The organism is Paenibacillus sp. RU5M, from assembly GCF_900221055.1.
GTDB classification, from domain to species: domain Bacteria; phylum Bacillota; class Bacilli; order Paenibacillales; family Paenibacillaceae; genus Paenibacillus; species Paenibacillus marchantiae.
Genome location: NZ_OBQM01000002.1, coordinates 840709 through 861818, shown reverse-complemented (window position 1 = coordinate 861818; position 21110 = coordinate 840709). Strand labels below are relative to the sequence as shown.

The window sequence follows — 21110 nt, the reverse complement described above, 5'->3', positions numbered from 1 at the left end:
AAGGGGGAACAACATTGAGAGCGAAATCCACGAAAAAGAGATTACTGTCGCTTCTCGCAACGGCGGTGTGTCTGACCGGCGTCCTTGCAGGCTGTACAGGAGGAAATAGCGGAGGAGATAGCGAGGCATCAAGTACGCCAGCTATTGAAAACGAATACAAAGAAAAATATGATCCTGCAGTAACGATTACAACGGCATGGGGAATTGATCCTGAGCTAAAATTCAAAAATGGCGAATCGATGGAAAATAACGTAGCAACGAAGTGGGCCAAAGATCAATTTGGCATCGACATCAAATCCTTGTGGTCTGTAACGGATACGAACAACGCATTTGCGACAAAACTTCGTCTTGCTATGTCATCCGGTCAGGAGATGCCTGAAGTGGTAATGGTAGGGGACAACCTGCTTGCACAGGATCTGATTGATTCTGGCATGTACCAGGAAGCGGGTCCGCTGTTCGACAAATACGCTTCCGACACATGGAAAAAAGCGATGGAGCAGGATCCCAATGTATGGAACCAGTATAGCCGTGACGGCAAAAGAATGGGTATTCCCGTACTGGACTATGCGTACAACAATGATTACCTGCTGTGGATTCGCCAGGACTGGCTGGACAAGCTGAATCTGGAGGCACCAAAAACAATCGATGAACTGGAAAAAGTCATGGATGCGTTCAAAAATCAAAATCCGGATGGCTTAGCTCCAGATAAGGTCATTCCGCTCAGCATCGGTTTCAAAACATCCATGAACACATGGATGGGAGATCCATCCTGGATCTTTGGTGCATACGGAACATTGCCGTTCCAATGGAATGTAGCTGAAGACGGCAAGCTGGAGTATGGTTCCATCAATCCTGGCATGAAGCAAGGTCTGACCAAATTGAGCGAATGGCTCAAAAAAGGTTACATCCCGCAGGAAGCAGCATTGTGGGATGAAAACAAAACAGCCGAGCCAGCAGTGGCAGGTACAGCCGGTATTATCCCAGGTCCATACTGGATGAGTGGATGGCCGCTTCTGGATACAGTGAAAAATGTGCCAAGTGCCGTTTGGAAACCGATTGAAATCCCGACCGGTCCAGAAGGCAAAGCTATGCGTCATGGTACACAGTTTGTTAACGGCGTCATTCTGATCAAGAAAGACATGGAGCACCCTGAAGCGTTCTTCACGTATGAGAACTACCTGTTTGACAATTATGCAGACCCGGCACCGGGTAGCCAGTATGATAACGGTCTATTTGCAAAGTATGACTATCAATTGGATGCCAATGGCAAACAATTGCCGATTGACCAAATTGAAGGCGGATATGTGAACGTTGTACGTTATTTGCTCGTTCGTGACGGCGCCCGTATTCCCGATGCTCAGATGAAAGCCCTGCTCAATCTGGCAGATGGCAAAGAGCCTGAGACGAAGCTTGAGAAGGATGTTGCTGTCAACTACGGTAAAGAGACCCCTGCCGCAGCGAAAGTGTTGCTCAGTCAGGAAGAAATCTCCTACAAAAACATGTTCACAGGTCCTACAACAGCGACAATGAAATCCAAGCTGGACTACCTGAACAAAATTGAGAATCAAGCATTCAACGAAATTATTTATGGCAAAAATCCGGTAGATGCGTTCGATACATTTGTACAAACGTGGAAATCGGGTGGCGGCGACCAAATCACACAAGAGGTCAACGAATGGTATGACAGTGTGAAAAAATAAGGATACAGCAGCGTGCAGACCAACCAGGTCTGTGCGCTTTTTTGTCGTTATGAGAGCCTGATTTGCTTCGGGGAGGTGCGGGTCAGCAGTGGATGAATGACTGGAATGACAGCGAGTCCAAACTGGTTGCTTTTGTGCCATTTATATTGCTTTTATGTGCTGTTTGACCTATGCAAACGGTTGATATAATCGCAGTATAAGCCGCTCAGGGAGCACTTGAGTAGGAAGAATTACAGGGGGAGCAATCATGAGAACTTTAAAACGAACTTGGCCATTTCACGTAATGCTGCTGCCAGCCATCATCTTTTTGATCATATTCAGCTATGTGCCTATGGGCGGAATCGTTATGGCATTTCAGAACTACAAACCATGGCTCGGCATCAGCGGCTCGGAGTGGGTCGGGCTAGATAATTTTAGATATTTGTTTGAACGCGAAGACAGCCTGCAAGTCATATGGAATACTCTGATCATTGCTGTACTCAAACTCATTTTTAACTTGTTTGTCCCGTTTGTGTTCGCGATTTTGTTGAATGAAGTTCGCAAGATGGCGATCCAGCGAACGATCCAAACCTTGGTGTATCTGCCTCACTTCTTGTCTTGGGTTATCCTGGGCGGAATTCTGATTGATCTGTTATCCACCGGAGGACTGGTGAACCGGGTACTCGTAACATTCGGACTTGGGCCATATTTCTTCCTTGGAGATAACAGCTGGTTCCGACCGACGATCATTCTAACGGATGTGTGGAAAGAATTCGGCTATAACATGATTGTCTTCTTGGCTGCCCTTGCCGGCATTAACCCAGCGCTGTATGAAGCAGCAGAGATTGACGGAGCGGGTCGCTGGAAGCAGACACTGCATATTACCATCCCGTCTCTTGTACCGATGCTGATGGTGGTTGGAACACTGGCACTGGGTAACGTGCTTAACGCTGGGTTCGATCAGATTTTCAATCTGTACAACCCGCTCGTATATCAAACGGGCGACATTATTGATACATTCGTTTATCGCTCGGCGCTGGAAAATGGAGAGATGGGCTTCGCGACCGCAATTGGATTATTTAAATCGGTCATCAGCATGGTCTTGATCCTTATATCATACAGCTTAGCCAAAAAATACGCCGGATACCGCATATTCTAATCGAATGAACAGAGAAAGAAGGGACCACGATGTATCATAAATCAACGCCTTATCGCGTGTTCAATGTCATCAATATTTGTTTTCTCATTTTGGTTGCCATTATGTGTATTGTACCGATGATTCACGTTCTGGCTGTATCCTTCAGTAACAAGGCTGCCGCAGATGCCAATCTCGTTAACCTCTGGCCGGTAGGGTTCTCACTTGAAGCATACAAAAAAACGATGAATAACCCGATTTTCCTAAACTCTCTCTGGATTTCCTTGCTGCGGACAGTCATTGGTACGGGAATTACGTTGCTGATCACCTTTTTGGCAGCGTACCCGTTGTCGAAAGAAAATAATGAATTTAAAGGAAGAACCGTCTATTCATGGATTTTTGTTTTTAGTATGATCTTCAATGGGGGACTCGTTCCCTTCTATATGGTCATCCAGAAGATCGGCCTAATGGATTCCTTCTGGGTGCTGGTGCTTCCGGGAGCGGTTAACACCTTCCTCGTTATTCTGATGCTAAACTTCTTCCGGGGTATTCCGAAAGAGCTTGAGGAAGCGGCGCTGATGGATGGAGCCAATCACTTCAGAACGTTGTTCAGTATCTTCCTGCCGATTTCCATGCCATCTATCGCAACGATTGCATTGTTCAGCATGGTGTTTCACTGGAACTCATGGTTTGACGGATTGCTCTACATGAACAATGCCAAGGATTATCCGCTGGCTACTTTCATGCAGACCGTAATTATCAAACGTGATATGAGTACGATGGCCATGAACCCGAAAGAGATGGAAACCATTTCTCAAACCACAGTAAGAGCGGCACAAATTTTTATTGGAAGTGCGCCAATCCTCATTGTGTATCCATTCCTGCAGCGCTTCTTTGTCAAAGGTATGACCTTGGGTTCAGTTAAAGGCTAAACCTGTATCTAAATTAAACGGAGGTTGATGAAGTGAGCAATTTAAAGGAAGAGGCATTCGTTCTCGGAATGGATGTGTCATTTATGGATGAAATTGAGCAGCATGGTGGGAGCTATCGTGATGAGCATGGGCAGCAGGCGGACTTGCTGACCCTTCTCAAGCTGGGTGATGCCAATGCAATCCGATTGCGAATCTGGAATGATCCGGTAGGCGGATTCTGTAATCTGGAGCGGACGGTAGCGGTAGCCAAACGGATCAAGGAACAAGGATTACAATTTTTGCTGGATTTTCATTATTCGGATCGCTGGGCTGATCCAGCCAATCAATGGAAGCCGAAGGCATGGGAGAAGCTGTCCTATGAGGAACTACAACGCGAGGTATGTACCTATACGGCGGATGTGCTGAGAACACTCAAGGAGCATGATGCATTGCCGGACATGGTGCAGGTGGGGAACGAAATAACACCTGGCATGTTATGGGATGAAGGACGTGTTGGTGGGGAAGAGCATGATACCGATGAACAGTGGGAGCGTTTTGCTGGACTTGTGAAGTATGGCATCGCTGCTGTTAAATCGGTTGATTCGGAAATCAAAATTATGATTCATATAGACCGCGGTGGTGATAATGCGGAGAGTCGCAAGTTTTATGATCGGTTTGAGGCGCTAGGTGTGGAGTTCGATATCATTGGGCTCTCATATTACCCTTGGTGGCATGGAACACTGGATGCACTGCGGGATAATCTGCATGACTTGGCTGAACGCTACGGCAAACCAATCAATGTTGTTGAAACCGCTTATCCTTGGACATTGGAGCAGCCTGAAGGTCACGAGTGGATTCTGAATCAGGAAGAACTGTTGCTGCCCGGGTATCCGGCAAGTGTGGAAGGACAGACACGTTATCTGAAGGATTTGCTGCAGATTATTCGTGAGGTTCCCGGCGGTCTCGGAGCAGGATTCTATTACTGGGAGCCTGCCTGGATTCCTAGCAAGGAAGAGTGGTCTGTTGGACATCCGAATAACTGGGGCAACCTGACAATGTTTGACTTCAAGGGTCAGAAGTTGCAATCGTTTTCAGCGCTGAAGGCTGGGGAGGAAAATGACACTACATTGGATGAGCAGCCGAGTGCTGCATTGATCAAATAGATAATTAAAATGAAATGAATAAGGAGTTGTCAGCATGACATACAAATATCCACCTGTGAGTTCCAAAGCACCTCATATGTTACATGGTGCAGATTATAACCCGGAGCAATGGCTACGCTATCCTGAAGTCCTTGAGGAAGATATCCGATTGATGAAGCTTGCCAAATGTAATGTGATGTCCATTGGCATCTTCTCATGGGTATCCCTTGAACCGAAGGAAGGCGTGTACACGTTTGAATGGCTGGATCAAGTGCTGGATCGTTTTGCGGCCAATGGAATTTATGCATTTCTGGCTACCCCAAGCGGTGCAAGACCTGCCTGGATGTCGGCCAAGTATCCAGAAGTGTTGCGTGTTGGGGCCAATCGGGTTCGCAACCTGCATGGTTTCCGTCACAACCATTGTTACACATCTCCGGTATACCGAGAGAAGGTTACTGCAATCAATACAAAACTTGCAGAACGTTACTCGGATCATCCGGCAGTAATTGGCTGGCACATTTCCAATGAATTTGGCGGGGATTGCCACTGTGATTATTGTCAGGATGCTTTTCGCGGCTGGGTGAAAAACAAATACGGCACACTGGACGAGTTGAATCACTCTTGGTGGACGACATTCTGGAGCCATACCGTGACAGACTGGAGTCAAGTGGAGTCTCCTGCCCCGCATGGAGAGACACAGGTCCATGCGATGAATCTGGACTGGCGCAGGTTTGTCACCGATCAGACCGCTGATTTTATCGTGCACGAAACGAAACCGCTGAAGGCCAAAAATCCCGATCTGCCGGTAACGACCAACCTGATGGAATTTTATGAAGGATTGAACTACTGGAAATTCGCTGACATTCTGGATTTTCTGTCATGGGATAGTTATCCGACATGGCATGATGCGGACGAAGAAGATACACTGGCATCCAGAGTGGCGATGATGCATGATATCGTTCGTTCCATCAAGGGCGGGCAGCCGTTTCTATTGATGGAGAGCACACCAAGCTCAACTAACTGGCAAGAGACCAGCAAATTGAAACGTCCGGGTATGCATTTGCTGGCATCTCTGCAAGCAGTAGCACACGGCTCGGACAGTGTACAGTACTTCCAGTGGAGGAAGAGTCGGGGTTCCAGTGAAAAGCTTCATGGAGCGGTTGTAGATCATGTTGGGAATGAACATACCCGCGTGTTCCAGGATGTAACTGACGTAGGAGCAGCACTAGAAGGAATGCAGGCGGTGGTTGGAACGTCCGTTCCGGCTGAGGTTGCCATCATCTTCGACTGGGAAAACCGCTGGGCAGTAAAGGATTCCCAAGGGCCGCGTAACATCGGAGTGAAGTACGAGCAGACGGTAGAATGGCATTATGATGCATTTTGGAAAAAAGGTGTGCCTGTGGACGTCATCGACATGGATACTGATCTCTCCAAGTACAAACTGCTCATCGCACCTATGCTCTATCTGGTACGTGAAGGAGTGGGCGAACGCATTGAGCGATTCGTGGAAAATGGTGGTACATTTGTAGCCACGTATTGGTCAGGTATCGTAAATGAGAATGATCTGTGCTTCCTTGGAGGATTCCCTGGACCGCTTCGCAAGACGCTGGGGATCTGGTCAGAAGAGATCGACGGCTTGCATGACCGTGATCTGAATGGGATTGTGCCTATGAAGGACAACGAGCTTCAACTGAATGCCGAATATGATGCTTTCGAATTATGCGACCTGATTCATCTGGAAGGTGCAGAAGCTCTGGCGACATATCGCTCCGACTTCTATGCCGGACGGCCTGCTTTGACCGTTAATCGTCTTGGTTCAGGTAAAGCCTATTATATAGCTACACGTTTCAAAGCTCCATTTTACGATGATTTCTATGGCAGTCTAATCGCTGATCTGGGTATAGAGCGTGCTCTTGAAACTCAGCTTCCTGCTGGAGTTACGGCACACATTCGCACAGATGGCACAGCGGATTATGTATTTGTGCAGAACTACACACCGGAGACGAAGCAAGTACAACTGGACAACCAGTCCTATCGTGATCTGCTGAGTGATGATGCTGTAGAGGGCAGCCTGGATTTGCAACCATATGATATCCGAGTACTGCGCAGAGCAGCTGAGCGTAAATAATATATTTGTTACTCATTTGGCTGGAAAATGTAGGGATAACAGCGATCGAAAGGTTGTTCTATCATCGGAGTGGCAAGTGTAAATATTCTTTAGTTAAACTTATATAGTGTGCAGAAGGGCCACCCTTAACGTCTCGATCAGACGGTTAGGGTAGTCCTTTTTGTCGTATTTAGATCACAATGAGTACTTTTTCTGGGCAAGATAAAGGATAAACGTGTCCGCGCAGCGAAGACAAACAGGTAACATTGCAACTCATGACTTTCAGTCTGGGAGGAATTGGAATGAATCAAAGGAATTTAGACGGTAACAGCTTTATTATTCGGCTGGAAATGACAACAAAAGACATCAAGTTTGGTGAAGTGGCCTCGGCCATCTCGGAAGCTGGCGGAGACATTATCGCCATCGACGTAATTTCGACCAATCAGGATGTAAGTGTGCGCGACTTAACTGTCGCTGTAACGGATGCACAAGATAATAGCAAAATTATAGAAGGGGTGCGCCAGCTTAAAGGAGCATCCATCATAAACGTATCGGACCGGACGTTCCTGCTGCACTTGGGCGGCAAGATCGAAGTTACTCCGAAGGTCCCGATTCATAACCGTGAAGACCTGTCACGTGTATATACACCGGATGTGGCCCGGGTATGTTCGGCTATATCAGAAGAGCCTGGAAAGGCATTTTCGCTGACAATCAAGCGGAATACGGTTGCCGTGGTATCCGATGGTAGTGCCGTGCTTGGCCTTGGCAACATTGGACCACGTGCCGCGATGCCAGTCATGGAAGGTAAAGCGATGTTGTTCAAACAGTTTGCAGGAGTGGACGCTTTCCCGATCTGCCTGGATACACAGGATACCGAGGAAATCATTCGAACTGTGAAAGCGATCTCACCAGCGTTTGGCGGGATTAACCTGGAGGATATTTCTTCACCACGTTGCTTCGAAATTGAGCGTCGCCTGAATGAGGAACTGGACATCCCGGTATTTCATGATGACCAGCACGGTACAGCAGTTGTGTTGTATGCAGGTCTGATCAATGCGCTCAAGCTGGTTGGTAAATCCATCACGGATGTGAAAATTGTCGTCTGTGGTATCGGTGCAGCAGGTGTGGCATGCAGTAATATTCTGCTGTCCGCGGGTGCGAGTCGGGTTGTCGGGGTGGATCGTGATGGTGCGCTGGTACGGACGAATACCTATGAAAATGAAGTATGGAGCGACTATGCGGCTCGTACCAATCCGGAACTGGAGACAGGTTCACTTCGTGACGTGATTCGCGGAGCAGATGTCTTCATCGGTCTGTCGCGCGGTAACCTGTTAACCCGTGAAGATGTGCAAACCATGGCCGCTGATCCAATTGTTTTCGCCATGGCGAATCCGGTACCGGAGATTATGCCGTCTGTGGTGGAAGACATCGTGGCTGTCATGGCGACAGGCCGCTCAGATTATCCGAATCAGATCAATAACGTATTGTGTTTCCCAGGTATGTTCAGAGCCGTTCTGGATTGCCGTGCCAGTGAGATTAATGAAGAGATGAAGCTCGCAGCAGCTCAGGCGATTGCTTCAGCCATTTCCGATGAAGAGCGCACCCGCTATTATATTATTCCGAGTGTGTTTAACGATAAAATCGTCAAATCGATGCGCAATCGCGTGATTGAAGCAGCGGTCAAAACGGGTGTGGCAAGACGTATACCGCGTGAACAAACTCGCGAAGGCGGGGACGTGTAAGATGCAAGAGAATTCCCCTCAACATCTGAACCTACACACGCAACAATTAGGGCATGGGGATCAGGTTGATGGAACGTTAACAGGAGAGGCTATTCTTCGGGCGGCTCGTGCTTTTGTACAGGGAGATGCGGCCGCACATACGGATGGTCATGACTGGCCGCATATCGAGCGGGTGACCGCACTTGCGGTCGAGCTTGCACACCGTATGGGTGCCGATCCCTTTATCTGTGAACTCGCTGCATTGCTTCATGATGTGCCGGATGAGAAGCTTAACGAAAGTCTTGAAGCCGGAATGGCGAAGCTGAATGCATGGCTGGATACCCAGCCGCTTGAAGCGGGTACACGGGAAGCTGTGGTACGCATCATTAGTTCCATTTCCTATGCAGGAGGGCAGCGACCTGCCGTCTCATCCCTGGAAGCCCAGGTGGTGCAGGATGCGGATCGCCTGGATGCGCTGGGCGCTATTGGTATTGCGCGTACGTTTGCTTTTGCCGGCGCGAGAGGTCGTGAGATGTATGATCCCGCCCTTCCGCCACGAGAGCAGATGACGCGGGAGGAATACCGGAATGGACGCAGTACAACGATCAATCACTTTTACGAAAAGCTGTTTAAGCTAAAAGATCTGATGAATACGTCCTATGGCAAGGAACTGGCAGAGCAGCGTCATGACTTTATGGTGCAGTTTGTGGAGCAGTTCAAGCGTGAATGGGAAGGAAGGTTTTCATAACTTTCTCCGTTTGAGTTAAACATACAATACCCCCTACTTCCGAGATTGGAGTGTGGGGTATTGTTTTGTGTACATAGAAGTAGTAGGGAATGGAATTTAACTCATCAACAGGATACAGGGCATGGTAACCCAAAGGCTTCCATGATACAATAAATCGTTCTCCTGAATTGATTCGGGCAAAAAAAGAAATATGGGGTAATAATGATAATGATCATCCAACGAATGAAATCAGTTTCGAAAAAGAGGAGGGGTCACCATGTCATTTGGTGCACGTGTACTTAAGACAGGGATTGCGGTCACGCTGGCCCTGTACCTTAGCAGCATGTTCCTGAACCCGCAATCTCCCGTTCCCGCCGCAATTGCGGCCATCTTTGCGATGCAGCCATCCATTTATCGTTCCTGGAAGTATTTCCTGGATCAGCTGCAGACCACCACACTTGGGGCAATTGTGGCTCTGCTGGGAGGCATGGTGCTGTCCAATGAGCCCATCGCCGTCGGGTTAATTATTGTGCTGGTTATTATGATTTGTCTTAAATTGAATATGGGCGAAACGGTTGGCCTGACGCTGGTAACCGTTGTATCAATTATGGAAGCGTCGGGTGACTGGCATTTTGCATTGAACCGTTTCCTGCTGACACTTGTCGGCATTGTATCTGCTTTTCTTATTAATATTACCGTATTTCCACCCAAGCCGAAGATTCAGTTCGTGAAACAGATTCAGAGTGTGTTCAGTGGCATGTCACTGCTGCTGCGGACATCGATCTCGGATGAGATTAAGGAAGTGGTGTTCCGGGATGAGAAAAATAATCTGGGCGGTTCCATTAAATCTTTGTCAGATAAATATAATTTGTTTGAAGAAGAACAGAAGAAGATGAAACGTTCCACATTCAGCGAGACCCGGCAGATGGTCGTATACAAACAGATGCTGCTGAGTCTGCAAAAAGGATTCGATGTGCTGGATTCGGTAGAACGCCATTATTTCCAGGCATCGCGAACACCGGAAATGGATCAGTTCTTTGATACACATCTGGAGCTTGTTATCAAATTCCATGAACATGCGCTGCTCAAATTCGAGGATAAGCTGAAACCGAACGGGGAAGAGGCGGCACAGTTCATTTTGGATAATGATCGCTTCATGGAGCAGGCCATTTCCCAGTTTGATATTGATCAGGAAGGGATGCTGAGACTGTCCATCGTAGCTGCCGCGATCTATGACTATGGCTATCAGCTAGAACGATTGAACCGGCTTGCCGAACATGTGCATAGTGCCAGTGAAGACAAGGAGTCACAGGATAAAATTCTGAATTGGCTTAAATGGCCGTAAACATGGTAGTACAGTTTGCGGTGATGTGGTTTCATCATATACAATGGAACCACAACCAGCCCGGACAGCGTGTCCGGGTTGTTTTGTCATACATAGCGCAAACCTTGCGCAACCAACTCAATCGAACCGAGGTAGATACGTATGAATTTAACACAGCTTGACCCTAAATGGACGCAGTGGTTCAATGGACAGGATCTGGAGCAGAAGCAGCACGAAGCGATGCAATTACTGACGGTGTCCGAAGATGGCTGGCCACATCAGGCGATGATCAGTATGGGGGAAGTTATTGCCGTCACGCCCAACCTGCTGAGACTGGCTTTATGGCCGGGAACACAGACAAGTATGAATATGAGTCGAACAGGCAAGGCTACCTTGATTGCTGTTCATCAGAAATGCTTGTTATCTATTCGTCTAGATGTGACTTCACTGCCACAACTCATGGAAGCTGTGCATCCGAGAGATCGTTTCGAGGCTAAGGTGTTAAACGTTCGTGTAGATCATGCACCTTATGCGGAGATTACTTCAGGGATAACATTTCAGTTAAAAGATGAGTCTGGGGCCATCACACGCTGGAGAGAGACCATTGAAGAATTACGACAATAGTATAGGAGCGTTCTATATTCAACCAATTTGAGGGTAATAATAGAATGAAGACAACAAAAAACGCCTCCGCTTGCATCGGGACGTTGTCACTGGTACAATAAAAAATGGTTTTCAGAAAATTAGAACTAATTAACATAAAATAAAAATGTTTACTTTCTAATTAATTATACCATAGCCTTTTCGGGCTTGTCAAATGGGCTTTTGAGGACACAATCCGGGGAAAGAGGGGCGTATTAATATATGAGTACAGACCAGCAATGGAGCGAGGAGCAACAGCGGGTCAACATTGTAACAGAACAGATCGATCGGAAAATCGACATCCTAGAAAAAGAGGTAGGTTCCTTCAGGGACGAAGTTGTGGGGATGAGAAAAGATTTCTGGGACGAAGTCACCATGAACTTCAGCGAAGCGGATGACGTGGGTGAGACCTCCACCAGTATGAGGCAGCAATCACAGGTTCTATCGGATCGGGAGCGCAGTCATCTGAATACGGCAGCAGCGCTAGACAAAATGAAACGGCTGCATCATTCACCGTATTTTGGACGCATTGATTTTAAGGAAAGTGGCTATCCAAATGCAGAGCGAATCTATCTAGGGATCGCATCATTGCTGGATGAGAAGGAGGAATCCTTTCTTGTCTATGACTGGCGTGCACCCATATCGAACCTGTATTACGATGGTGCGCCAGGTCCGGTCACGTATCATACACCGAGTGGTGAGATCCGTGGCGATATTGAGATGAAGCGGCAGTTTGTTATTCGGGACGGACGTATCCGTTTTATGTTCGACACCGGAGTTACGATTGGGGACGAACTGTTACAGGCCGTTCTCAGTCGAACCTCGGATGCACAGATGAAAAGCATTGTGGCGACCATCCAGAAGGAGCAGAATCGGATTATCCGTAATGACCGGACTCGCATGCTGATCGTTCAGGGAGCTGCTGGCAGTGGTAAAACATCCGCTGCACTCCAGCGTGTGGCGTATCTTCTCTATAAATACCGCGAGCATCTGCAAGCGGATCAGATGGTCCTTTTTTCGCCAAACCCAATGTTCAACAGTTATGTTTCTACCGTACTACCTGAGCTTGGGGAGGAAAATATGCTGCAAACGACCTTCCAGGAGTATCTGGAACGCCGTCTGGGTCGTGAATATCAGCTGGAAGACCCATTCATTCAGCTTGAATATGTACTGACCGGAACAGAAGATCCTCAGTATGAAGCACGCATGTCCGGCATTCGATTCAAGTCATCCGAATCTTTCCTGAAGGTAATAACACGTTATAAGGACAGCATGATGTCGGAAGGCATGAAGTTCAAGCCGGTTCGTTTCCAGGGACGGGCTGTGGTTACAGCTGAGGCCATGGCGGAGAAATTCTATAGCTTCGAGCCATCCGTCAAACTGGTGAATCGATTGGAAATCCTGCGGGACTGGATGCTGAAAGAGTTATCGGCCTTTGGCAAAGGTGAATTGGAAGCCCCTTGGGTAGATCAACAAATGGATCTGATGGAGCCGGAAGATCTGCAACGGGCCTATCAGCGCCTCAAGCGAAAGCAAAAAGGGAAGTCGGACACGTTCGATGATTTCCAGCAGGAACGGGAGATCCTTGCCCGGATGGTGGTCAGTGATCGGCTCAAGCCTTTACGCAAATGGATCAAATCGCTACGTTTTGTCGATGTCCGTCAACTGTACGCGCACTTATTCAACGACCGGGCCCAGATGGTTCGCCTGTTGGGAGAGGAAGAACTGCCTTCACATTGGGAAGAGATTAGTGAGATGACACTTCGCAGACTGAAAGTACAGGAGCTGGCCTATGAGGATATCACACCTTATTTGTATCTGCGTGAGTTGCTGCTTGGTTTCCATATTAACTCCAATATCCGCCATGTGATCATAGACGAGGCGCAGGATTACTCTGCCTTCCAGCTGGCCTTTATGAAAAGATTGTTCCCGAGATCGAAAATCACCGCACTTGGAGATTTTAATCAAGCTATCTATGCACACTCTTCGGTATTGAGTGGTACGGGACCGCTGACTAACCTGTATGGACCGGAAAATACGGAAGTGATCGAGCTGACGAGAAGTTATCGTTCAACACAGGAGATCGTGGAGTTTACACGCGGCATGGTTCCCGGTGGAGAAGAGATCGTTCCATTTAACCGAGGCGGGGAGAAGCCGAAAGTGATCGTTTCTTCCAATGAACAGGAGCATCTGGATGTTATTACAGCCGATCTCAAGCATCTGATTCAGGAAGGGTATGAATCGGTTGCGGTCATCTGCAAAACCGCGGAAGAGAGCAAGGACATTCATGAGGCGTTAAGCAAAGTACTGCCTGCGGCACCGAAGCTGATCAAGAAAACAACACTTGCCTTTGAACGGGGTGTGCATGTCATCCCGGCGTATCTGGCCAAAGGTGTGGAGTTTGATGCCGTTCTGATCTATGACGGATCTGCATCGCAATATGCGCAGGAACATGAACGTAAGCTGTTCTATACGGCATGTACCCGTGCAATGCATTTACTGCATGTCTATTGCATGGGTAAACCGAGCCCATTCATTACGTCCCAGTCCGAGGAATTGTATGATATGGGCAAGGTGTCTGCGGCTCAGGCCGATTGACTTCGTCTTTCAGGTTCATGAAGAAGGCTTCCGTTCGATGGGACGGGAGTCTTTCTGTGTATTGCGGAATACGATGTGGGGAATAAGAAGCTCCATGGGGATGGTCTTTGGTGTGAGAAGTATGGAGTAGATCACTGGACATAATTGGACATAGTATATTTCATCTCTTCTGATATGAGATCAGGCGGATTAGGTTTCATGGATAAAAAATGATCCATCCTTTGTGTTCATGTACAATAGGTGTGAATTTTCTTTACACATGACGGCGAGACTCATATAATCGTAACAATCTATTTTTTTTGGATCGTTTATTTAATGAAGGAGGCAGCAACATGAACACACCATCTTTTGAACGCCCATTAATGGCGGATTGCGTACCGGATCTGGTGGCAACAGCACGGGGAGACTTGCCTGCTACCTTGGTCATTAGGGGCGGAACGCTGGTTAATGTGGTTTCGGGTGAAATTTTGCCGGGCATGTCTGTAGCGGTACAGGGAGCCCGGATTGCATATGTTGGTAAAGATGTAAGCCATACCATTGGAGAGAATACACGCATCATTGAGGCTGAAGGCAAATACATTGCTCCCGGATTGCTGGATGGGCACTGTCACATTGAAAGTACACAAATGAAAGTAACGGAGTTTGCGAGAGCTGTTCTACCTTCCGGTACAACGGGAGGGTTCTTTGACCCGCATGAGATCTCCAATGTGCTTGGACTCAAAGGTCTGCGATTGATGCTGGATGAAGCACGGACGACGCCAATGGCTGCTTATATGCAGGTGGCTTCCTGTGTTCCTTCCACACATCCTGGACTGGAGACAACAGGCGCTTATATTGGACCGGAAGAAGTGGCGGAAGCTCTCTCCTGGGGTCCGGATATGATTGGTCTCGGAGAAGTGATGAACTTCCCTGGGGTCGTGTACGGGGACGAGACGATGATCGGTGAGATTCAGGCGACGCTCCGAGCGGGCAAGGTGGCAGATGGTCACTTCACCTGGGCAGCGGATGACTGGCGTCTGCCAGCCTACGCAGCAAGCGGCGTTACGGGGGATCATGAATGTGTTACGAAGGAAGATGTGGTGGAACGCCTGCGGCTTGGTATGTACGCCAAAATGCGTCAGGGCTCTGCTTGGCATGACGTTGCGGAAACGATCAAAGCCTGCACAGAGCTTGGCCTGGATACACGTCGCATGATGCTGGTGACTGATGACCGAAGTTCAGAATCGCTGCTCAAAGAAGGCCATATGGACTTTGTTGTGCGTTTGGCCATTTCTCAAGGGGTGAAGCCGGTTACCGCTTTCCAGATGGCAACGATTAATACGGCTGAACGTTTCGGTGTAGCACGCGATATTGGTGCGGTTATTCCGGGGAATATCGCCGACATTATTTTGCTGGATGGACGCTTGGCTGATGTCCGTGTAGGCATGACGATTGCCGCAGGGCATATCGTGGCAGAGAACGGAAAAATGACAGCGGTCTGGGACAGCTTCACATATCCGGAAGAGGCGCTGAACACCGTGAAACTGGAAGCCAACATCCAGCCGAAGGATATGGAGCTGTCTGCGCCGATTACCGAAGGTACGATTGGAGCGAAAGTCATTCATGTGACGGAGAATCATGTGGATACCAAGGAGAAGCATGTTAATGTCACGGTGGAACATGGCAATGTCGTCGTTTCAACATCAGGTGAAATCTGCAAAATTGCAGTGCTGGAGCGTCACAAACAAACGGGCAATCGCGCCGTTGCTCTTGTTGGGGGCATAGGCTTCACAGGTCCTGCGGCCATTGCGATGACCGTTGCGCATGACAGCCACAATCTGCTCATTATCGGGAATGATGACGCATTGATGGCTGAAGCGGGCAACCGGGTCATTGGAATGCAGGGCGGCGTAGCTGTCGTGACTGCCTCTGGTGTGACTGAATTCCCGCTGCGCATTGCAGGCTTGATGTCCACGGAATCTTTTGAAGTGGTAGCAGCTCAATCTGCGGCTGTCAGTGAAGCGTTACAGTCTGCGGGCTGTACGTTAAATAATGCGTTTATGACGCTATCTCTGCTGGCACTTGTTGTTATTCCGGAATTGCGCTTGTCTGATAAAGGACTCGTACGCATTTCGGCAGAAGGCATTGAGCTGGTATCCCTGTTTGATGAGATGGTGGAGAATACACCGGCTGCTCCAGCTGGTAATTAATGAATAATAGCGTGTCCATTCTTCCTTGAAATGGGAAGAGAAGTGTAGGTCGCCTTTGGGCGGCCTTTTTTTATTTTCACAGGAAAACGCCTACTAGGTCTTGAGTCGTCTGTTGTACATATGCAAAAAATGACCCATGTTGGGGTGGAATTAGGCTTAAATTAAAAATCTTTTCATAAATGAGACTTTAGAACTATAAATACAGAAGTGTGAATACCCGAAATAATGTTATATGATTCTTTCGTCGTGAGTCTAAGAGATGATGTTGCATATAAAAGCAATGTAAATAGTCGTACATCGAAATCGTATCCAATGAATGAATATAAAACGACAGAATTTCATCGAGATTTGCACGATAGAGCTGCATAACATCAAAGGGAGTGTACAAATATGAAAAGCAAAAGAAGATACCAATTCATCTTGTTAATCAGTTGTTTCATGCTGTTTGTAGGGAATACTTATGTTTGCAAGGCCACTGCACTTGGCTCAGTCGACAGTTATGAAACCATCCATGGAACGGTACAGGGAACCGTAAGAGCAACCTGGGTATGGGACACGACGCAGATTCAAAGTAACCCTCAGCTAGTGCTGAAGTTTGCCACAACGAACAAAATCAATACGATCTACCTACAAATGAATCGGGATGTAAAGCTTCCGTACTATACGGATTTTATTCGTAAGGCCAGAGAGAAAAATATTGCCGTAGACGTTATGGATGGAAGACCTGCTTGGGGACTGACGGAGAGCCGGGATCAAATTGCAGATTTTCTGGACTGGGTTGAAGCGTATCAAAATCAAGTAGAGCCCAATGAGAAGTTTGCCGGCATCCATTTGGACATTGAACCTCATGTACATCCAGAGTGGAAAACCAATCAAGCCAGTGTGATTACGCAGTGGCAGGGGAACGTTCAATACATTGTCGATCGGGCCGCACGGATGAAGATGCCTGTTGCCGCTGACCTGCCTTTCTGGCTGGATGGTTATAAAATTCCGGGTTCCACGATGAATGTAAGCAGCTGGATGATCCGCAAGTTTGACTCGATTACCATTATGGCTTACCGGGATACCGCTGCGGCCATCTATAATGTAGCGAAGGATGAGCTTGAGGAAGCGTCACTTTTGGGTAAAACGGTATCGATCGCCGTGGAGACCAAGCAAAGCAAGGAAGGCGATTTTATTACCTTTTATGAAGAGGGTACAGCGTATATGGAGGCACAGCTTAAGCTGGTAGAGAAAATGGCAAGTGTGCACTCGTCCTTTAACGGATTCTCTGTGCATGAGTACAGCTCATGGGAGACTTTGAAAAAGTAAAATGGAATTCCATTCATCAGAATGATAAAGAAGGTGCTTACGACCGAACAGGTTGTAGCACCTTCTTTGCATCTTCTATCTGAAATATAAGTGGAGAGCATTGAACAATCGTCAATTCAATGTGCTGAGTACCGCACCGGATAGGAGTTTAAGCTTAGACCAGTGCAGGTTCCATCGCCACTTTCTCATAAAACATTTTGCGATATTGGGACGGGGTAATATTCTTGTGTTTCTTGAATGTTGTAATGAAGTAGCTCAAATGCTCGAACCCAACGTCCATGGCAATATCCACAATTTTGTGATCGGTATTCTCAAGCTGAACACAGGCCTGCTGGATGCGATAATAGTTGATATAGTCGACCGGACTTTTCTGCACCATCTGTTTGAAAAAGCGGCAAAAATGTCCTTCGCTCATGTTGGCCTCATCTGCCAGTTCTTTTAACTTGAGTGGTTCAGGGTAACGATTGTGAATATAGCTTAGCACTGATTTCAGGCGCTCCACTTTATCGTGGCTGCCTGACGGAACGGTCCCTTTGAGTGCAGCAGGTCTCATATGTTCAAACATTTGTGCAAATATTAAATAGAGGTAAGCTTTGGTTGTCATCTCGCAGGTTGGTGTGCCAGTGGCATGATCGGCGAAAATTCGTTTCAAATGAAAAATGATTTCTTGCCCCCACGCTTCATCGGTTTGGATATGGTAAGGGGGAAGAACTGTTTTGTGCACTAGCGGGCCAATGAACTTCTCCTGTACGGCATCAAACGTCCGACTGCCTAACAGCTCCGGATTAAATACAATGGATGAAAAAACACAGGGGACATCGCCTTTAAGGTAGCCTGCGTGAATTTCCCCCCGATTAATAAAGATGGCTTCTCCCGCCTGAACCTCTACCGTATTCATATCAATTTGAAAAACAGCACTGCCCTGAGTCACCATGGTGAACTCCATCTCGTCATGCCAATGGCAATCGAGAATGCTGTCGCCATTCAATTGTTGAATATCCGGGTACACACTGACTGGATACATGGCATTGCCGTGAATCCGGTCTTCCCGTAATCGTTCACGTTCCATATGTGAATCTCCTTTTGCATCATTATTAATGTAAACGTTCCCATAGATTGGTGGTGTTTATAAAGAATCGGATAAGGAATATCAGAATCGTGATATATTTGGTCAAAATATGAGAAGAAATTCGTTATTAATGTCAATATTATTATAGTATAACCGAAGGGGGAAAGAAAACATGAAATTTACTGATGGATTCTGGATGACTCGTGAAGGGTACCACGTTCAAAACCCGACTGACATTCGTGATATTGTGCAAAAAGAGGATTCTTTAACCGTACATGCGGCTACTAAATATATTCGTACCAAAGGCGACACGTTGAACGGTACATTACTTAAAGCAACATACAGCTCCCCTATGCCTAACGTTATTCGCGTAACCTTGAATCACCATAAGGGCAGAGTGAAAAAAGGGCCTGAATTTGAGCTTAACCATCAAGATGTGAAAGTAGACATCTCGAAAAATGAACAAGGCGCTGTTTTGAAAAGCGGCAATCTGGAAGTTCAAATCGACAAAACGAACGGTTGGGACGTCAGCTTCCTGTATGGAGGAAAACGGATTACAGGTAGCGGTCAAAGAGCGGCTGGTTATATTACTGGTCCAAGTAAGGAAGCGTACTTCCGCGAGCAGCTTGATCTCGGCATTGGTGAATACGTTTACGGACTCGGTGAGCGCTTTACGCCGTTTGTTAAGAATGGCCAAGTGGTGGACACTTGGAATGAGGACGGCGGTACAAGCAGTGAGCAGTCATATAAGAATATTCCTTTCTACTTGTCCAACAAAGGATATGGCGTATTTGTAAACCATCCTGAACGCGTATCGTATGAGATTGCATCTGAGAATGTATCTAAAGTGCAGTTCAGCGTAGAAGGCGAGACTTTGGAATACTTCATTATCGGTGGGGACAATCCAAAGGATGTACTTGATAATTATACGAAATTAACAGGTAAACCAGCGCTTCCACCGGCATGGACGTTTGGTCTGTGGCTGACAACATCATTCACAACGGATTATGATGAAGCAACGGTTAACCATTTCGTAGATGGCATGGCTGAACGTGATCTTCCGCTTTCTGTATTCCATTTTGACTGCTTCTGGATGAAGGAATACCAATGGTCTGATTTCGTATGGGATGAAGCGATGTTCCCAGATCCGGAAGGTATGCTTGCACGTCTGAAAGAAAAAGGACTCAAAATCTGCGCGTGGATCAATCCATACATTGCAGAAAAATCCTACTTGTTCGATGAAGGTATGGAGAACGGTTATCTGGTAAAAACAGCGGATGGCAGCGTATGGCAATGGGATTTGTGGCAAGCAGGTATGGCACTGGTTGATTTCACGAACCCAGATGCTGTTAATTGGTATAAGAGCAAGCTGGAAGTCCTGCTTGATCAAGGTGTTGATTCATTCAAAACAGACTTCGGTGAAAGAATTCCGACAGATGTCGTGTACTTCGATGGCTCTGATCCGGTTAAAATGCACAACTATTATACACAGCTCTATAACAAAGCTGTATTTGAATTGCTGGAAGATAAGATTGGCAAAAACGAAGCTGCCCTGTTTGCACGCTCTGCAACGGCAGGTGGTCAACAGTTCCCGGTTCACTGGGGCGGAGATTGCTCTTCTACTTATGAATCCATGGCTGAATCACTTCGAGGCGGCCTCTCACTTGGACTTTCCGGTTTCGGGTTCTGGAGCCATGATATTAGCGGCTTTGAAAGTACAGCGACCCCTGACGTATACAAACGCTGGGTACAATTCGGACTTTTATCTTCTCACAGCCGCCTACACGGAAGCACTTCGTATCGTGTGCCTTGGCTGTTTGACGAGGAATCCGTGGACGTTGTTCGTGACTTCACCAAACTCAAAATCAGCCTGATGCCGTATCTTTACAATTCTGCGGTCGAGTCGACTGTGAAAGGTATTCCGATGATGCGCGCTATGCTGCTTGATTTCCCAGAGGATCCAACAACATACAGCCTGGATACACAATACATGTTTGGTGATTCGATCCTGGTGGCTCCAATCTTCAACAAGGAGGGTGATGTTCGTTATTACCTGCCTGAAGGTACATGGACCAACTATCTGACAGGTGCCAAAGTTGAAGGTGGACGTTGGATTAGCGAAAACCATGACTTCAAAACACTGCCAATGATGGTTAAGCCAAACAGCCTAATTGCTGTTGGTGCTGTGGATAGCAAACCGGATTATGACTTTGCGGACAATGTGTCCCTTCACTTGTTCGAACTGGCTGACAGCAACTCCGCTCAAGCGGTGGTTGTAAACCAAAGTGCTGAGCAGGAGCTGGTTGTTAACGTATCACGTAACGGTTCTGTTCTGGAAGTTCGTGCTGAAGGTGCAGGCAAACCATGGAATCTCGTGCTGCGTGGCATTGAGAGTGTATCCGGCGTAGAGGGTGGTTCCCAAATGTCTGGTGCAAATGGTGTTGTCGTTACGGCAGCAGCAGGTGCTAGCTCGCTTACAATTCAACTGTAATGTTTATTGGATGAACAGAAGGACGGTACCGCAAGGTGCCGTCTGTTTGTCTACTGTCTACTGT

14 protein-coding genes are annotated in these 21110 nt (G+C 47.4%); 13 read left to right on the top strand and 1 reads right to left on the bottom strand.

Annotated features, from left to right (window positions below; all coding sequences use genetic code 11):
- Window positions 1-14 precede the first annotated feature (14 nt).
- The 12 genes from CRO25_RS09800 (at window position 15) to CRO25_RS09745 (ending at window position 17486) form a co-directional block, all read left to right on the top strand.
- Window positions 15-1700, top strand: coding sequence for an extracellular solute-binding protein (locus CRO25_RS09800; protein ID WP_063564727.1), 1686 nt, complete (start codon window positions 15-17; stop codon window positions 1698-1700).
- A 247-nt stretch (window positions 1701-1947) separates the two neighbouring features.
- Window positions 1948-2838 (top strand): sugar ABC transporter permease, encoded by an 891-nt coding sequence (locus CRO25_RS09795; RefSeq protein WP_079694805.1) that lies wholly within the window; start codon window positions 1948-1950, stop codon window positions 2836-2838.
- A 29-nt stretch (window positions 2839-2867) separates the two neighbouring features.
- Entirely contained in the window at window positions 2868-3746 is an 879-nt protein-coding gene (locus CRO25_RS09790; RefSeq protein ID WP_064639146.1) for a carbohydrate ABC transporter permease, read from the top strand.
- Window positions 3747-3778: 32 nt separating this feature from the next.
- Window positions 3779-4888, top strand: a complete 1110-nt coding sequence (locus tag CRO25_RS09785; RefSeq protein ID WP_079694804.1) for an arabinogalactan endo-1,4-beta-galactosidase — start codon at window positions 3779-3781, stop codon at window positions 4886-4888.
- Window positions 4889-4922: 34 nt separating this feature from the next.
- The gene (locus CRO25_RS09780) at window positions 4923-6995 is read left to right on the top strand and encodes a beta-galactosidase (RefSeq protein ID WP_079694803.1); all 2073 of its coding nucleotides are present in this window, start codon (window positions 4923-4925) and stop codon (window positions 6993-6995) included.
- Window positions 6996-7276: 281 nt separating this feature from the next.
- Window positions 7277-8716, top strand: coding sequence for an NAD-dependent malic enzyme (locus CRO25_RS09775; protein ID WP_063564724.1), 1440 nt, complete (start codon window positions 7277-7279; stop codon window positions 8714-8716).
- Window position 8717: 1 nt separating this feature from the next.
- Window positions 8718-9443 carry an HD domain-containing protein gene (locus CRO25_RS09770; protein ID WP_072732342.1) on the top strand — a complete coding sequence of 242 codons (726 nt, stop codon included), beginning with the start codon at window positions 8718-8720 and terminating at the stop codon, window positions 9441-9443.
- Between the two features lie 256 nt (window positions 9444-9699).
- The gene (locus CRO25_RS09765) at window positions 9700-10767 is read left to right on the top strand and encodes an aromatic acid exporter family protein (RefSeq protein WP_063564722.1); all 1068 of its coding nucleotides are present in this window, start codon (window positions 9700-9702) and stop codon (window positions 10765-10767) included.
- A 141-nt stretch (window positions 10768-10908) separates the two neighbouring features.
- Window positions 10909-11370, top strand: coding sequence for a hypothetical protein (locus CRO25_RS09760; RefSeq protein ID WP_072732343.1), 462 nt, complete (start codon window positions 10909-10911; stop codon window positions 11368-11370).
- A 240-nt stretch (window positions 11371-11610) separates the two neighbouring features.
- Window positions 11611-13986 (top strand): RNA polymerase recycling motor HelD, encoded by a 2376-nt coding sequence (helD, locus tag CRO25_RS09755; protein ID WP_079694802.1) that lies wholly within the window; start codon window positions 11611-11613, stop codon window positions 13984-13986.
- A 332-nt stretch (window positions 13987-14318) separates the two neighbouring features.
- Window positions 14319-16175 (top strand): adenine deaminase, encoded by a 1857-nt coding sequence (locus CRO25_RS09750; RefSeq protein ID WP_079694801.1) that lies wholly within the window; start codon window positions 14319-14321, stop codon window positions 16173-16175.
- 390 nt (window positions 16176-16565) lie between these two features.
- Window positions 16566-17486 carry a hypothetical protein gene (locus CRO25_RS09745; RefSeq protein WP_063564718.1) on the top strand — a complete coding sequence of 307 codons (921 nt, stop codon included), beginning with the start codon at window positions 16566-16568 and terminating at the stop codon, window positions 17484-17486.
- Between the two features lie 154 nt (window positions 17487-17640).
- Here CRO25_RS09745 and CRO25_RS09740 read toward each other — a convergent pair whose 3' ends face one another.
- Window positions 17641-18555 (bottom strand): AraC family transcriptional regulator, encoded by a 915-nt coding sequence (locus tag CRO25_RS09740; RefSeq protein ID WP_072732347.1) that lies wholly within the window; start codon window positions 18553-18555, stop codon window positions 17641-17643.
- Between the two features lie 172 nt (window positions 18556-18727).
- Between CRO25_RS09740 and yicI the strand changes: the two genes are divergently transcribed.
- Complete coding sequence (gene yicI / locus CRO25_RS09735; protein ID WP_079694800.1) at window positions 18728-21046, top strand: alpha-xylosidase; 2319 nt, start codon at window positions 18728-18730, stop codon at window positions 21044-21046.
- The last annotated feature ends 64 nt before the right edge of the window (window positions 21047-21110 follow it).

What these genes read in the sequence shown, in the direction of transcription:
- CRO25_RS09795 (WP_079694805.1), top strand. Translation starts at nt 1,948, where the DNA reads ATGAGAACTTTAAAACGAACTTGGCCATTTCACGTAATGCTGCTGCCA.
- CRO25_RS09790 (WP_064639146.1), top strand. Translation starts at nt 2,868, where the DNA reads ATGTATCATAAATCAACGCCTTATCGCGTGTTCAATGTCATCAATATT.
- CRO25_RS09780 (WP_079694803.1), top strand. Translation starts at nt 4,923, where the DNA reads ATGACATACAAATATCCACCTGTGAGTTCCAAAGCACCTCATATGTTA.
- CRO25_RS09775 (WP_063564724.1), top strand. Translation starts at nt 7,277, where the DNA reads ATGAATCAAAGGAATTTAGACGGTAACAGCTTTATTATTCGGCTGGAA.
- CRO25_RS09770 (WP_072732342.1), top strand. Translation starts at nt 8,718, where the DNA reads ATGCAAGAGAATTCCCCTCAACATCTGAACCTACACACGCAACAATTA.
- CRO25_RS09765 (WP_063564722.1), top strand. Translation starts at nt 9,700, where the DNA reads ATGTCATTTGGTGCACGTGTACTTAAGACAGGGATTGCGGTCACGCTG.
- CRO25_RS09760 (WP_072732343.1), top strand. Translation starts at nt 10,909, where the DNA reads ATGAATTTAACACAGCTTGACCCTAAATGGACGCAGTGGTTCAATGGA.
- helD (WP_079694802.1), top strand. Translation starts at nt 11,611, where the DNA reads ATGAGTACAGACCAGCAATGGAGCGAGGAGCAACAGCGGGTCAACATT.
- CRO25_RS09750 (WP_079694801.1), top strand. Translation starts at nt 14,319, where the DNA reads ATGAACACACCATCTTTTGAACGCCCATTAATGGCGGATTGCGTACCG.
- CRO25_RS09745 (WP_063564718.1), top strand. Translation starts at nt 16,566, where the DNA reads ATGAAAAGCAAAAGAAGATACCAATTCATCTTGTTAATCAGTTGTTTC.
- CRO25_RS09740 (WP_072732347.1), bottom strand. Translation starts at nt 18,555, where the DNA reads ATGGAACGTGAACGATTACGGGAAGACCGGATTCACGGCAATGCCATG.
- yicI (WP_079694800.1), top strand. Translation starts at nt 18,728, where the DNA reads ATGAAATTTACTGATGGATTCTGGATGACTCGTGAAGGGTACCACGTT.